The sequence below is a fragment of the Amycolatopsis australiensis genome (assembly GCF_900119165.1).
Lineage (GTDB): Bacteria > Actinomycetota > Actinomycetes > Mycobacteriales > Pseudonocardiaceae > Amycolatopsis > Amycolatopsis australiensis.
This window is the reverse complement of record NZ_FPJG01000006.1, coordinates 1,694,702-1,709,031: the sequence shown is the minus strand read 5'-3', so window position 1 is coordinate 1,709,031 and position 14,330 is coordinate 1,694,702. Positions and strand designations below refer to the sequence as shown.

At 73.2% G+C, this 14,330-nt stretch carries 9 protein-coding genes; 3 read left to right on the top strand and 6 right to left on the bottom strand.

Going from position 1 to position 14,330, the window contains the following annotated elements; translation table 11 throughout:
- Positions 1 to 11: 11 nt before the first annotated feature.
- The gene (locus BT341_RS09455) at positions 12 to 605 is read left to right on the top strand and encodes a dihydrofolate reductase family protein (RefSeq protein ID WP_072475915.1); all 594 of its coding nucleotides are present in this window, start codon (positions 12 to 14) and stop codon (positions 603 to 605) included.
- A 179-nt stretch (positions 606 to 784) separates the two neighbouring features.
- On the opposite strand, the gene BT341_RS09450 is transcribed toward BT341_RS09455, so the two are convergent.
- The 4 genes from BT341_RS09450 to BT341_RS09435 form a co-directional block, all read right to left on the bottom strand.
- The gene (locus tag BT341_RS09450) at positions 785 to 3,331 is read right to left on the bottom strand and encodes a CHAT domain-containing protein (protein ID WP_072475914.1); all 2,547 of its coding nucleotides are present in this window, start codon (positions 3,329 to 3,331) and stop codon (positions 785 to 787) included.
- Positions 3,332 to 3,455: 124 nt separating this feature from the next.
- On the bottom strand, positions 3,456 to 3,941 hold the full coding sequence (locus BT341_RS09445) for a hypothetical protein (protein WP_072475913.1): 486 nt from the start codon (positions 3,939 to 3,941) through the stop codon (positions 3,456 to 3,458).
- Positions 3,938 to 4,513, bottom strand: coding sequence for an RNA polymerase sigma factor (locus BT341_RS09440; protein ID WP_072475912.1), 576 nt, complete (start codon positions 4,511 to 4,513; stop codon positions 3,938 to 3,940). Before BT341_RS09440 ends, BT341_RS09445 begins: the two co-directional genes overlap by 4 nt.
- Entirely contained in the window at positions 4,510 to 6,117 is a 1,608-nt protein-coding gene (locus BT341_RS09435; RefSeq protein ID WP_072475911.1) for a S8 family serine peptidase, read from the bottom strand. Before BT341_RS09435 ends, BT341_RS09440 begins: the two co-directional genes overlap by 4 nt.
- A gap of 181 nt (positions 6,118 to 6,298) precedes the next feature.
- Here BT341_RS09435 and BT341_RS09430 point away from each other — a divergent pair, with 181 nt between their 5' ends.
- A complete protein-coding gene (locus BT341_RS09430; protein ID WP_072475910.1) occupies positions 6,299 to 9,436 on the top strand; it encodes an RHS repeat domain-containing protein in 3,138 nt (1,045 codons plus the stop codon).
- A 372-nt stretch (positions 9,437 to 9,808) separates the two neighbouring features.
- On the opposite strand, the gene sigJ is transcribed toward BT341_RS09430, so the two are convergent.
- On the bottom strand, positions 9,809 to 10,690 hold the full coding sequence (gene sigJ, locus BT341_RS09420) for an RNA polymerase sigma factor SigJ (protein ID WP_072475909.1): 882 nt from the start codon (positions 10,688 to 10,690) through the stop codon (positions 9,809 to 9,811).
- Between the two features lie 152 nt (positions 10,691 to 10,842).
- Here sigJ and BT341_RS09415 point away from each other — a divergent pair, with 152 nt between their 5' ends.
- Positions 10,843 to 13,680, top strand: a complete 2,838-nt coding sequence (locus tag BT341_RS09415) for an alpha-L-fucosidase (protein ID WP_072475908.1) — start codon at positions 10,843 to 10,845, stop codon at positions 13,678 to 13,680.
- Here BT341_RS09415 and BT341_RS09410 read toward each other — a convergent pair.
- Positions 13,669 to 14,313 carry a hypothetical protein gene (locus BT341_RS09410; RefSeq protein WP_072475907.1) on the bottom strand — a complete coding sequence of 215 codons (645 nt, stop codon included), beginning with the start codon at positions 14,311 to 14,313 and terminating at the stop codon, positions 13,669 to 13,671. The genes BT341_RS09415 and BT341_RS09410 overlap by 12 nt on opposite strands.
- Between the last annotated feature and the right edge of the window lie 17 nt (positions 14,314 to 14,330).

Here is a 14,330-nt window from a genome sequence, read left to right as displayed (position 1 = left end):
GGGTGGCCCCCATGGGGAGAGTCATCGCGGAGATCAGCATGTCGGCCGACGGGATCGTCGCCGGTCCGGACACCAGCACCGAACACCGGCTCGGCCGGGACGGCGACCTGCTCCACCAGTGGATGTTCGAGGGCACGGACGCCGACGCGGCGGTGGGCGCCCGGCTCTTCGACGGCACGGGCGCGTTCGTGGTCGGCCGGACGATGTTCGACGTGGGCGTCGATCCGTGGGGCGACGACGGCACGTTCAAGAAGCCGGTCTTCGTCGTGACGCACCGGCCGCACGAGCCGGTGGTGAAGGGCCCGACGACGTTCACGTTCGTCACCGACGGCCCGGAAAGCGCGCTCCGCCAGGCGAAGGCCGCGGCGGGCGAGGACGACGTGGTGCTGATGGGCGGCGGCACGACCCTGCGGCAGTTCCTGCTGGCCGGGCTGGTCGACGAGCTGCGCCTGCACGTCGTCCCGCTGCTGTTCGGCTCGGGCGTCCGGCTCTTCGACGCCGAGACGGGCGCGCACGTCGAGCTGGAACGCACCGCCGTGGCGGAAACGCCGAACGCGACGCACCTGACCTTCCGCGTCCTGCGCCCGGGAACACCGCAGCGGTAACCGGCCAGTCGGGGGGCGTGCCGGCCGGTTACCGCCGCACCGAAGAAGAGGGCGACCCACCCCAGGAATGACGCGCGGCCCCCGGCTTCACCCGATCGAGTGAAGAGATGGCCCGCGTCGGCGCGGACGACCTCGGCGGACGGACCCGCGGTGGGCCCGCACGCTGCCGCTTCCACCCGTCAGCCGCGGCCGAAGCAGACGAACGGCATCAGGGGTTCCGCCTGGGCCGCGTCGGCCAGTGCGCGGGCCGGGGGTGTGCCCGCCGACAGTGCCCGGTGGTAGGCCAGCATCACTCCGCCCGCCGTCCGGTCGTCGACCCGCGCCACGCTCGACACCACCGTCCGGCTGCCGCCGTAGAGCAACGCCGCGGTGAAGCCCAGTACCTCGTCGCCCGCCCGGACCACCGCCTGGCCGACGTCGCACGACGACAGCACCACGTGCTCCGGTGCCGTCGAAAGCTGCTGGACGTCGTAGGCCATCAACGGCCCGTCGGCCAGGTTGAGCCGCGAGAACAGCACGTTCTCCTGCTCGTGGTGGCCGTGCGCGGCGAAGTGCGCCAGGCGGCAGCCGTCGAACGCCTTGAGCGTCGCCGCGACCGTCGCGTCCGGGCCGGTCAGCACCGCGGCGTCCGGGTAGAGCGGCGCCAGCCGCGCCACCTCGGCCTCGGCGTGGGTGAGGTCCGAGCCCGCGACCAGCAGCGGCGCCCCGCACGCCCGGCGCGGACGGCGGCCCGCGTCGAGCCAGGCCGACGACGACGGCGTGACCGTCACCGGGCGGCTGCGCAACGTCGGCAGCAGGCCCCACGGGACGGCCGACAGCGCGCCGGTCGGCACGACCACCACGTCGAGGTCGCCGAGCCGGGCAGCCAGTGGCGCCAGCAGGATCGCGTCCAAGGCCGTCACCTGCGTCCGGACCGAGCGGCGGATGACCTGGTCGAGCTGCGACGGCAGCCGGCGCCCGCACAACGCGTCGAGGTCGCTGTGCAGCCGCGCGACCGGCTCGGCCACCGCCGACACCGGGCCCAGCTCCACCAGCGCCACCCGGTGGTTCGCGATCACCTGCGCGCACAACGTGCCGCGGTCGGCGAGGAAGCAGACCATCGCGCTGCCGGTTTCGGCGAGCTCGTCGCCGGCTTCCCGCAGCTCCGCCTCCGGGTGGTCGGCGTCGGCGCCCTCGGCCTGCCAGCCCCTGGCGCGGATTTCGCGTTCCAGCGCGGCACAGCGCTTCACGGCCTGGGCGTCCGGCTTGCCGGACAGCTCGCCCGTGCGGATCTGCATCGAGAGAAACCGCAGCTCGGCGACGGCGTCCACGGTCTGCGGGTGCGCGGGCGGGCGCACCGGCCGGAACCGGAACGCCTGGGCGCGCGAGCGGTCGAGCCACCGGAACACGACGCCGGGCGAGCGCTGGGCGAGGGCGGCGGCGAGCCCCGCGTCGGCGAGTTCCTTGCCGAGCGACGTCGTCCCGGTCTGCAGGTCGACGCTGCCGAACCGGCCGCGGTGGCGCTCCAGCTGCGTCAGCCCGGCACGCGCGTTCGCGAAGGTCACGCGCGGATCGCCACTCGCGGCCCCCAGCTCGGCCAACGCGAGCCGCCGCACCAGGCGGTTCTCCAGCGGCGCGGCCCGGCTGTCGCGCGGGGCGATGCCGGCGCGGGCGCCGTCGAGGTCCCCGAGGACGATCCGGGCGCGGGCGGCCAGCAGGCCGGCGATCTCGGCGTCGTTGCGCAGGCCCAGCTCGGTGAGGCGGACCGCGAGTGCGGTCGCCTCCGCGGCGACGCGGGCGATCCGGCGGCCGGCCGCGAAGTCCGCGCGCAGGGCGGTCAGCTGCGCGACCGCGGCCCAGGTTTCGTTGCCGCGACGGCGAAACCGCCGTTCGGCGCGGCCGGCCCAGCTGCGCGCGGCCGACGGCTCGCCGCCGGCGAGCGCGGCCAGTGCCCTGGTCAGCTCGGCTTCGGCGTGCTCCTGGTTCATCCGCAGCCGCGGGAACTGCTCGAGGGCCGCGTCCAGCTCGGCGGCCGCCTCCTGCGGCAGGCCGGCGGCGAGCAGCGCGCGGGCCTTGTCGACGGCCAGCACGGGCAGCATCCCGACGCTCTGCTCCGCGTAGAACCGGCTTGCGGCGTCGAAGTCCCGCAGCGCGCCCGGGATGTCGCCGGTGAGCACGCGCGCTTGGCCGCGGCCGTGCGCGGCCTTGGCGAAGATCCGCGCCAAGCCCTCTTCCGACGCCTGCCCGGCGCCGACCTGCTCGCACTGGTCGAGGTCGGCGAGGGCGAGCCGGACGCGCCCGGTGTACTGGTGCAGCATCGCGCGGTTGAGCAGCGTCCGGGCGAGGACGACGTGCTCGCCGGCCTGCCGCAGCAGCGGGATCGCTTCGTCGAAGCACTTCAGCGCGTCGTCCATCCGGCCGATCAGGATGAGCACGAGACCGCGTTGCTGGCGCAGGATCCCGCGTCCGGCGTCCGGCACGAGGACTTCGGCTTCGTCGAGCAGCGCGAGCCCGCGGGTGCTGTTGCCCAGCGCCGTTTCGACCGCCGCGTACGTGCCGAGCACGCGCGTCGCGAGTTCGGGCCAGGCCGGCCAGTCCGCCGGCGGCGCGGCCGCGGGCAGGCCGAGCAGCCGTGCGGCGGAGCGGATCAGGCGGCCACCGACCACGGGCTGGCCGTCGTTGGTCGCCGCGACCGCGCGGCGGTGCAGGTCGCGGACCCGGTCTTCGACCTCGGGGGACGCGACCACGGGCAGCCCTTCCGGCCGGGCCGTCCCCCTCGGCCGAGAAGGACGTCCCGGATCGTACCTCCGGCCGGGGTCGCTGTCGTGAGTGAGAAACAGTGTTCTGACCCTGTTCCTCACTGACGACGGGCTAGAGCTCCATGGCCGGTGTGCTCACCGTCCTCGACCGGCCGACTGTGCGGACCAGGACCTGGACCATCCCGTGCGGCACCCCGTTGACCGCGAACCGCCCCTCGGCGTCGGACGTCGTCGTCAGCGGGCCGGTGGCCGTCCGGACCTCGATCGGGTGCTCGGCGGGCGGGGTCAGCCACCCGTCGAGCCGGATCGTTCCCCCCGGCTCGGGACTGACGTTCACCATGATCGTCAGGCTTTCGCTGTCGAACGTGATGAGCCGGCCCTGCTCGGCGGCGCTTCGCGCGTCCACCAAGCCTTCCTGCTCGCGGATCCGCATCACTTCCAGGTCGACGTCCTCCAGCTGGATCGCGAAGCGGATCTGCTCCACGAGCGTGGCGGGCATCGGGTCGGCGTCTTCCCACAGCTCGCGCAGCCCGGCCAGCAGCCGGAAATCGAGCTCGTCCAAGGGCTCGTTCGCGCCGGGTGGTTCGACGGTGGTCACAGCCAATCTCCTTCGCCGTTGGCGAGTAGCTGCTCGCGCAGGCGCGCGAGGCAGCGTCCCCTGGTCGGGCCGATACTCCCCCTCGGCATGCCCAGCCGGGCGCCGACTTCGGCGTAGTCCGGCCGGTGCACGAACGCCACGATCCGCAGCAGGCTGCGGCAGCGTTCGGGCAAGGTGTCGACCGCGCGCCACAGCCGGGCGCGCTGGTCGTCGCGCAGCACCCTCTCCTCGGGTGCCGGTGCCGTTTCGGACAGCCGCTCCGGCAGCTCCGGCAGCGGCCGCTCGGCCTGGCGTTTTTCCCCAGTCCGCCAGGCCTCGCGCCTGGTGACGGTGATCAGCCAGCCGGTCAGCGCGACCGGCGAGCGGATCTCCGCGAACGACCCCAGCAGCCGCAGCCACGTCGTCTGCACGACGTCGGCGGCCTGGTCGACGTCCAGCCCCTGGTCACGCGCGACCTGCCAGAGCAGCGGCGTGAGCAGGGAAACCAGCTCGTCCAGCGCCGCGCGGTCGCCCGCCCGCGCGGCGTCGAACAGCACCGCTACCCGGCCGTGGTCGGTCTTGGCCACGTTCACAGCGAACCCAGCGCGGTCCAGGCACGCTTGACGACCGTCTCGCGGTCGACCGCGGCCAGGTCACCGGACTCGGCCAGGGCCTTGGCCAGCTCCGCCGCGGCGAGCGGCGCGGCGAACGACGTCCCGTCCCAGACCGCGAAGCCGGCGCTGTAGTCGTCCGGGTCGAAGGAGTTCCGGCCGGGCATCTCGTGGTCGGCGGCCGCGGTGCCGCGCACGTCCGCCGGGTACGTGCTGACGACGCCGGCGCCGGTCGCCCAGCAGCGCACCCACGGGCCCTCGTTGGAGAACAGCGCCTTGCTGGCCTGGACGTCCGGGTTCAGCGCGCCGACGCTGATCACCTGCGGGCCGCAGCCGTCGCCGAGCGGCTGGTCGGCGAAGGCGGCCGGGTAGAACCGGCGGGTGGTGGCGTCGTTGCCCGCGGCGGCGACGACGAGCACGCCGAGGCCGAGCAGCTCCGCGATGATCGAGCCGAACTGGCCGGTGAAGGCGACGTCCACCGGGTCTTCGGCGTAGTAGCCCAGCGACAGCGAAATGACGTCGACCATGTCCTCCGGCCGATTGCCCGCCTGCGCGTTCCGGACGCGGTCGGCGAGCAGGTGCAGCGCCAGCAGCACGTCGCCCTCGTAGGCGACGCCGTCGCTGTGCACGACGCGGATCGCGAGCGTGTCGGCTTCGGGGCAGGCCTGCCGGATGATGCCGGCGATGAACAGGCCGTGCCCGGTGTCGGTGTCGATGTCGCCGATCAGCGGCTGGCCGGTGGTCGGCGCGTCCCAGTAGCCGTCGAGCAGCTGGGTCGGCACGGTGCCGGAGGCCAGCTCGGCCTGCAGGATGGCGTCCTGGATGTCCGGCGCGACGGCGAGGCCGGATCCGGCGGGCGGCGGGCCGCTGCGGTCGGCCAGCCCGAACCAGCGGTGCGGGCCGATGCCGGTGTCGAGCACGGCGACGACCGGCCGCCGCCGTCCGGGCTGCTCGCCGCGGTAGGGCGGGTCGGCGGCGAGCGTCACCGGGATCCGGTTGGCGCCGTGGGTGCGCCCGTACGAGCTGCCCGCGCCGAATCCGCTGGTCTCCCAGGGTGTGCCGCCGAAGCCGCTGGTCTCCCACGGCACCCCGCCGAACACCGGCGAGGTGAACAGCAGGTGCTCGACCGACATCTCCCGGACCATCTCCGGGTCGATCTCGGGCTTCTCGCCGGACGCGGCCGCCCGCAGCAGCTGCAGGGCCTTCCAGCAGTCGACGACGACCGGTTCGGCGTCCTCGCGGACGTGCAGCAGCGCCCGGGCGGGCAGGTCGTCGAGCTGCCGGGTGCGCGCGTCACCGCCGCGGTCGCCCGGGGTGGCGTGGAGGCCGATGCGCGCGAGGACGCCGTTGATCGCCTCCATGGTCGCCTGGTCACGCAGGTAGCGGGTGCGTAAGAGGAAGGTGCCCGGCCGGTACACGGTCGTCCGCGGGACGGGCTGCCCGGGCGCGACGACCGCCGTCGCCGGGTCGAGCACTCGCGCGCCGTGCCGGTCGAGCACCTGTCTCGGCGGGGTCGGGAGCTCGTTGAGCGTGCTCGCGTCCTCCGCCGGCGCTTCCGCGGTCTCCCGCACGAACTTGACGACCATGGGTCCACCCTCCGCCATTGATCACTGATGGCACCCGGGAAAGACCCGCGGGCCGCCACTGGGATACGACACCCACGTCACGAAGGCGTAACGAAGACGGCAAACGGGTGAAGACGTATCTGGCGGCCCCGCCTCACCCACCTGGCCTCCGGAAGTCACGAATCCAGGCGGGGAGATCAGCATGGTTCTGCTCCGGTCGAGCGTGCGGGAAGCGGATCGGCCGGCGCCGGTCCGCGGGCTGGGCGGGACGTTCACCCCGGAACCCGCCACCGGTCGTGGCCGCTTCGCCGTCCCGCTCGACCTGCCGCCCGGCCCCGGCGGCATCGCGCCGGCGCTGGCACTGCGGTACACGACCGGTGCGCCGAACGGCCCGTTCGGCGGCGGGTTCGCGCTGCCGCTGCCGCACGTCCAACTCGACGACGGCCGCGCGCGGTCCGGCGCCGGGGGCAGGCTCGCCCGCCGGGACGACGGCTTCGAGCTGACCACCCGATCGGGGATCCGGCACGTCTTCGGCACCACCGGCGACGGCCGGTCGGGCGGCCCGGCCTGGTACCTCGAACGGACCGAGAACCCGTTCGGCGACACCGCGGTGTTCGGCTGGGCGCACCACAGCGGGCAGGCCTACCTCGCGCGCGTGTCCTACGGACCGTACGAAGTGGACTTCACGTACGAGCCGCGGCCGGACGTGCTGCGCTGGGGCCAGGGCGGCACCCTCGTCACGACGGAGCTGCGGTGCGCCCGGATCGACCTGCGGGTGCCGGGCGACGCGCGGCCGCTCGTCCGGCGGTGGCGGCTCGGCTACGCCGAAGACGACGTCACCGGCGCGTCCCTGCTGACCTCGGTCACGCTGACCGGGTTCGACGCGCACGGTGCCGAGGCCGCCGCGCCGGTGCTGCGGCTCGCCTACGCCCGCACCGAGCCGCCGGTCCCGCGCCGGATCCAGCCGGCCGCCGCCAACGCCCGGTCCGGCGGCGGGGTGCTGGTGGTCGAGGACGCCGTGTCCTACTACTCCCTGGCGCCGGAAGACCTGCCGCGCGCCGGGCGGCTCAACGAGATCGACAACGGCATCGGGCTGCACACCGCGATCGAGTACACGACGGTCGAAGCGCTGCCGGTCGTCCGGCGCGTCGAGGTCCGGGAAGCGGTCACCGGGCACACCGGCGTCACGGAGTTCGAGTACCACGACCACCGTCCGGCCGGCTTCGGCCGGGTGGTCCAGGACGAGCTGGGCGACGAGTACGCGCCCACGCTGCGGACCGTGCGCTGGTACGGCGGCGACGGCCGGCTCGGCCGGGAGGAGACCTACGGCCTCGACGGCTCGCCCGAGGCGGACCGGCCGTACCGCCGGGTGGAGCACACTCGGCGTCCACGATGGACTAGAACGGTGACGACCGTGTTCGAGCGGCGGCGGACCCCGGTCTCGGTCACCACGAACGAGACGAGCTTCGACGCCGCCGGGAACCCGGTCCGCGAGGTGGAGACGACCGAACGGCCGGGTCACGCCGCCGTCGTCCGAGAGCGGCGCACGACGTACGCGACCGCCCCCGAACAGCGGTTCACCGCCCTGCCCGCGCGGGTCCGCGAGCTGGACGGCGCCGGAAAGGTGGTGTCCGACCGGCTTTTCCGGTACGACGAGCAACCCGACGGCCACGCCGGTTCGCACGGCCTGCTGACCGCGCGGGAGGAGCTGGCGCTCACCGACGCGCTCGCCGCCGACGTCTACGGCACGCGCCCGCCCGACTTCCGCCACCACGGCTACCACCGCCGTCCCGGCGAGGACGGCTGGTGGGTGACGACGTCCCACGGGCGGCTCGACACGGTCACCGGCCTGCGCACCACGACGACCGGGCCGGACGGCCACACCCGCGAGGTGCGCTACTCCGCCGACCGGTGCTTTCCCGAGGTGGCCGCGGACCCGCTCGGCAACGTGACGGTCACGCGGTACGACGTCCGCACAGCGCGCGTGTGCGAGGTGACCGATCCGGCGGGCGCGGTGACCACGGTGACGCACGATCCGCTGGGCCGTCCCGAAACCGTCGTGCGGCCGGGCGACTCCGCGGACCTGCCGACCGTCCGGTACCGCTACGACGGGACGCTGGTGACCACCGAACAGCGCGCGGTGTCCGGCGAGGCGGAGGTGATCGTGACGGCCGAGCTGCGCGACGGCGCCGGACGGCTGCTGCGGCGCCGGCACGCCGAACTGCTCGGCGACGTCGTCGACGAGCACCACGAGTACTGCGCGCGCGGGTTCGTCTGCCGGACGAGCCGGGCGTTCCGCGACGGTGAGCCGCCGCCCGCGCCGGAGGAGTTCCGCTACGACGCACTCGGCCGCCGGCTCGGAACGTCCACATCGGACGATTCCGCGGCGGTCGTCCGCGACCTGCTCGGCCGGGAACTGCGGGACGCGGACGGCGCCGTGCACGTCCGGGACGCCGCCGGGAACCCGGTCGAGACGCGGACCGCGGACGGGCACACGCTGTACCGCGTGCACGACGCGGCGGGCCGGGTGGTCGCGGTGCTGGTCGACGACCCGGGCGGCACCCCGGTCACGACGTTCACCTACCACGACGGCGGCCTGCCGGTGCCGCTCGAAGCGGGGCCGCACAGCTGCGGGCGGCTGGTGCGCGTCGCCGACGAATCGGGCGTGACGCTGTTCGGCTACGACGCGCTCGGCCACCCGGTGGAGCGGCGCTGGCGCCCGGCGCACGTCGCGGTCGAGTACCGGCTGGACGTCGTGCGCCGCGCGGACGGCCGGCTGTCCGAAGTGGTCTACCCGGACGCCGGCGACGGGCGGTTGACCGTCCACCACCAGTACGACGAGGTCGGGCGGCTGGTGAGCGTGCCGGGCTTCGTCGACGCGATCCAGTACGACCTGCGCGGCCGCCGCACGGCGGTGCACTACGCGAACGGCGTCAGCGAGCTGTTCGGGCCGGTGCACGTCATCACTGGTCCGGGCGGGCTGCTGCGCGAAGTCACGTCCCGGACGTCCCGGGAGCCGCTGCGGGGCACGGAGATCCGGGACGCGTTCGGCCGCCTGCGCGGGGTGCACGGCGACGGCGTGAACGCGCTGTACGGCTACGACCACACGGGCCGCCGCGTCCGCACGCTGATCACGAACGGCACACGCATCCACGAAGTACTGACCCCCGACGACCTGTACGCCGTCGAGGACGGCGAGCTGGTGGTCGTGGTGGCGGGCACGATCCGCCAGTACGCGGACGGCCGCCGCGAGTACCTGCACTTCGACGACGAGGACGAGGTCGCCCTGATCACCGACGACTCCGGCGCGGTCAGTCCCGTGCGTAGTAGTGGCCGTTGACGCCGTCGTACCGGCCACCGCTGCGGCAGCATCGGCGGAAACCTCCGCCCGGAACCACAGGGGCACGGGTCGTTGCCACCGAGCTTCTCGACGAGTTCGGTGTCTTCGCCGACGACACGGTCGCCGCGCTTGACCCGGGTCTCGCTAGAGGGAACCCCCGGCGGCGCTTGCTCGTCGGCTCAAAAGGACGCTTCGGCGTCGTGATCGCGGTACATGGCAGGACCTCCAGACAGTCGAAGGGCCAACTTAGCCACCGGGCGGGAACCGTTCCACCGGATTTCGCGACCTCGGCCAGCAGGGCCGTTGCCGCAGAAGCGCCCCAAGGCGGCCTTCGGTGCGTCAGACGCACCCAAGGCCGCCTTGGGGCGCTCCTCAGTCCAGGACCGCCAGGTCCAGCCGTTCGAGGCGGGCCGGGTCGGCGAGGATGTCGATCTCCACGATGCGGCCGCCGGCCACCGTGAAGCCCAGTACCGAGAACGGGCGGCCTTCGCGCGTCGCCACCACTCCCGCCGCGCCATTGACCAGGGCGCGGTGGACCACTCCGCCGCCCGCGCCCAGGCGGGAGAACGTCAGCGCCTGGTTCGCCACCTGGTCCGCGCCGCGCACCTCCACCGAGCCGCCCAGTGCCGGGCCGCGGTCCGCGCGCAGCACGACCTGGGGGTCGAGGACCGAGACCAGCGCGTCGAAGTCGCCGCTGCGGGCCGCCGCCAGGAACGCGTTCACCACCTCGCGCTGCCGGCCGAGGTCGGGGTCCGGGGCCACCGGGGCGCCCTGCACCCGCCGCCGCGCGCGGCTGGCCAGCTGGCGGGTCGCCGCCTCGGACCGGCCGACGATCGGCGCGATCTCCTCGAACGGCATCGCGAACATGTCCCGCAGCACGAACGCCAGCCGCTCGGCCGGGGTCAGCGTGTCGAGCACGACCAGCAGCGCGAGGCCGACCGAGTCCGCCATCAACGCCTCGTGCTCGGGGCCCGCGTCCTCACGGCTGACGATCGGGTCGGGCACCAGCGCGTCGAACGGTTCCTCGCGCCGGGCCTTGCGCGAGCGCAGCATGTCGAGGCAGACGCGGCCGACGACCGTTGTCAGCCAGCCACCCAGGTTCTCGACGGCGGCCGTGTCAGTGCGGCTCAGCCGCAGCCACGACTCCTGCACGGCGTCCTCGGCCTCGGTCAGCGAGCCCAGCATGCGGTAGGCGACGGACCGGAGGTGGTCGCGGTGGGTCTCGAAGCTGCGGGCCAGCAGGTCGTCGTTCACGGTGCGTCCTTTCGCGGGTCGATCACCACCTTGACGTACGCGGCCGCGCGTTTGTGACAGATCGGACCACTGTGTGCCGATGAGCGGCATCTACCCTTGACGTACGATATATGAGCGGCTAATCATCGGATCTCTCCGGACGAGGAGGTCCCTTGAGAATCCGACTGCTCACCTGCCTCGCCGCCGCGCTCGCGCTGGTGGCGAGCCTGGTCAGCCCCGCGAACGCCGAACTGTACAACCCGCGCCAGGACTGGCTGCGGGCCTCGACGGCCGGGCTGTTCCTGCACTGGGGCATGTTCACCGCGCCGCGGCACACCGACTGCGCCGCCTGGGAACACGACGTCACGGCCGGCGGCTGGACGCCGGACTACTGGATCGACGAGGCGAAGAAGCTGGGCGCGTCCTACGTCGTCCTCACCACCTTCCACAGCCGGCTGGGCTACGCGCGGCCGTGGCCGTCGAAGATCCCCGGCAGCTGCGCGACGCAGCGTGACTTCCTGGGCGAGCTGATCGCCGCGGGCAAGGCCAAGGGCGTGCGCGTCATGCTCTACATGACCGACGACCCCCAGTGGCACAACGAAACCGGCCACGAGTCACTCGACTCCGCCGCCTACTCCGCGTACAAGGGCAAGCCGGTCGACCTGACCACCCGCCAGGGCTTCGGCGAGTTCGGCTACGACCTGTTCGACGAGGTCATGGACCGCTACAGCGACCTCGCCGGGTTCTGGATCGACAACGACAACGAGTACTGGGAGCAACACGGGCTCTACGAGCACATCCGCGAGAAGCGGCCTTCGATGTTGTTGAGCAACAACAACGAGGACACGCCGATCATGGACACGGTCAGCAACGAGCAGAAGACCGGCATGACGCCGTCGTACGACTACCCGCAGGCGGTCTGGACGCCGATGCCGCGGCTGACCGAGGCCGACTACAAGCTGCCGACCAACGGCGACTGGTGGTACAGCGGCGGCGACCAGGCCGTCGACTTCCGGCTCTCCACCGGCCGCTACATCACGAACGCGGGCTCGTCGATCAAGTCGCTGATGGCCGAAACCGCCATGCTGAACGGGAAGTTCCCGCCGCAGCAGGAGGCGTTCAACAACTTCATGGCGTCCTGGACCCAGCCGATCAAGGAGTCGCTGCAGGGCACCGAAGGCGGCGGCTACATGTACGGCGGCATGCAGCCGGGCTTCTGGAACGACGGCGCGCACGGCGTGATCACCGTCAAGCCCGGCGCGAAGACGCAGTACGTGCACGTGGTCACGCGGCCGTCGACGAACCTGGTTCGCCTGCGCGACAACGGCTACCGCGTCACCGGCGTGTCCGACCTGCGCACCGGCAAGCCGATGCGGTTCGCCCAGTCCGGCGGCTATCTGTCCATCCTGGACATCCAGGACTGGGACACCTACGACACGGTGTTCAAAGTGGACACCGCGGGACAGCAGTACTTCTACGACAAGGGCACGATCAAGGCCACCGCGTCGGCGAACGGGGCTTCGGCGGCGAACCTCGTCGACGGCAGCTACCTGAACTACTGGGACGCGGGCGGGCAGCTGCCGGTGTCCGTGACGCTGGACCTCGGCCGGAAGCGGTCGACGGCCTACCTCGCGGTGCACGAGCGCGAGTCGTCGCCGACGTACGCGCGGGAATCCTTCGGCCGCCCCGAAGATTCCGCGCGGATCAAGGACTACCGCGTCTACGCGAGCGACGACGGGCAGAACTGGCGCACCGTGCGCACCGGCGCCCTCCCGAGCACCCGGGGCGTGCAGTTCATCGACGTCGGCGAGGTGCACGCGCGCTACCTCAAGCTCGAGGTGCTGAACACGTGGGCCGGCCCGCAGGCCAAGGCGTTCTTCCACCAGCTCGCGCTCGACGAGATCGACGTCGCGTACGGCTACCCCGACCCGCGCGGCGAGGTGCCGCTGGAGGCGGAGTCGTGGCGCAACGGCTTCGAAGGCAAGGCGTCGCCGGTGTGGTGCGAGGCGTGCTCGGGCACGAACGAAGTCACCGGGCTGGACCGCGGCGCGGTCGTCTTCCGGGACGTCCAGGCCGGCGGCCCGTCCCGGCTGCAGCTCGACACCACCGGTTCGGGCACGCTCGCCGTGAGCGTGAACGGGGCCGCGCCGATCACGGTGACCGTCCCGCCGACCGCGCCCGGCGTGGTGACGCCGACGGCGGTCGCGGTGCCGCTCAACGCCGGGGCCAACACGATCAAGGTGTCCGGCACGGCCGGCCTCGACCGGATCGCGGTGGCGCCGCTGCCACCCGAGTCGTACACCCCGAGGACGACGTTGACCGTGCAACCGGCAGGCGTGCAATGGGTGTCACCCGGTCAGCAGTCCCTGCGGGTCACCGCGTCCCTGCGGCTCGACGTCGACGACCCGATCGACCAGGTGTCCCTGGCCCCGGTCGTCCCGGCGGGCTGGACGGTCCAGGGCGATCCCGTGACGGCGTCGAGCCTGCGGCTGGGCCAGGTGCTGAGCGGCTCGTGGACGGTGACCGCCCCGGCGGCCCAGGACGTGACCATCCCGGTCACGGCGTCCTTCCAGACGCTCGGGCGGGCGAAGTCGGTCAGCAAGCCGGTGCAGGTGAAGCAGCGCCCGGCGGACCGCGTGTTCATGCGTGAGGCGGAGGACTCGGCCAACGACATCGGCGACGCCGGCGTCACGAGCTGCGCGGCGTGCTCCGGCGGGCAGAAGGTGCGCAACATCGGCGGCAGCGCGGGAGCGGCGGTGACGTTCCCGGACGTCACGGTGGCCGCGGCCGGGCAGTACCGGCTGTACCTGGACTTCACCGTCAACGGCGACCGGTCGTACTTCGTGTCGGTGAACGGCGGCGCGCCGGCGGAGGTCAAGGTCAGCGGCGCCGGGAACAACACGCCGTACACCACTTCGGTCCCGGTGACGCTGAACGCGGGCGCCAATACGATCCGGATCGGCAACGACCGCGCCGGCGCCCCGGATCTGGACCGGATTTCACTGGGTTAGCTCGCGCAGCACCCGGGCCGGGTCGATGTCGACGGCCGACCACGTGCCCGGGTGCTCGCTCGGCTCGCTCCACGCGACGGAGACCCACAGCTCGGCGTAGTCGCCGCGCTCGACGACCGGCAGCCGCCAGGTGAGCCGGCCGCCGGTCCGCTCGACGGCGTCGCCGGCGAGCAGCCGCGACCAGTACGGCGGCACGTGCTGGCCGGCGCGCGAACACCGCCGCAGCTTCTCGGCACCGGGCCCGCCGACGCTCACCACCGCGTCGGCGGTTTCGGCCGTGAAGGCGCTTTCCCAGGTGCTGCCGCCGTCGGCCGGCGCGCCGGCCAGCTCTGCCTGGACGACGAACTCGCCGACGGTTTCCCTGGCCAGCACGCGGATGATGGTGACTTCCCTGGTGACGGCGGGATAGCCGGCGGGCAGCCGGGGCACGCTTCGCCCGGACACCACGTCGAGGCGCACGGACGGGTGCCGCCACCGGCACAACCACGCCCCGGAGTCCAGGCGCCAGGTCAGCTCCGGTCTCGCGGGCACGTCCCAGCCACCGAGGCGGACGGCGAACCGCACGTCCCCGAGCGGGGTGACGACGTCGAGCACCCGCGGCGGCGTCCGCGAGAGGACCTCGGTGTCCAGCATGCAGACATCCTTACCCC

What these genes read in the sequence shown, in the direction of transcription:
- BT341_RS09455 (WP_072475915.1), top strand. Translation starts at nt 12, where the DNA reads ATGGGGAGAGTCATCGCGGAGATCAGCATGTCGGCCGACGGGATCGTC.
- BT341_RS09435 (WP_072475911.1), bottom strand. Translation starts at nt 6,117, where the DNA reads ATGGTCGTCAAGTTCGTGCGGGAGACCGCGGAAGCGCCGGCGGAGGAC.
- BT341_RS09430 (WP_072475910.1), top strand. Translation starts at nt 6,299, where the DNA reads ATGGTTCTGCTCCGGTCGAGCGTGCGGGAAGCGGATCGGCCGGCGCCG.
- BT341_RS09410 (WP_072475907.1), bottom strand. Translation starts at nt 14,313, where the DNA reads ATGCTGGACACCGAGGTCCTCTCGCGGACGCCGCCGCGGGTGCTCGAC.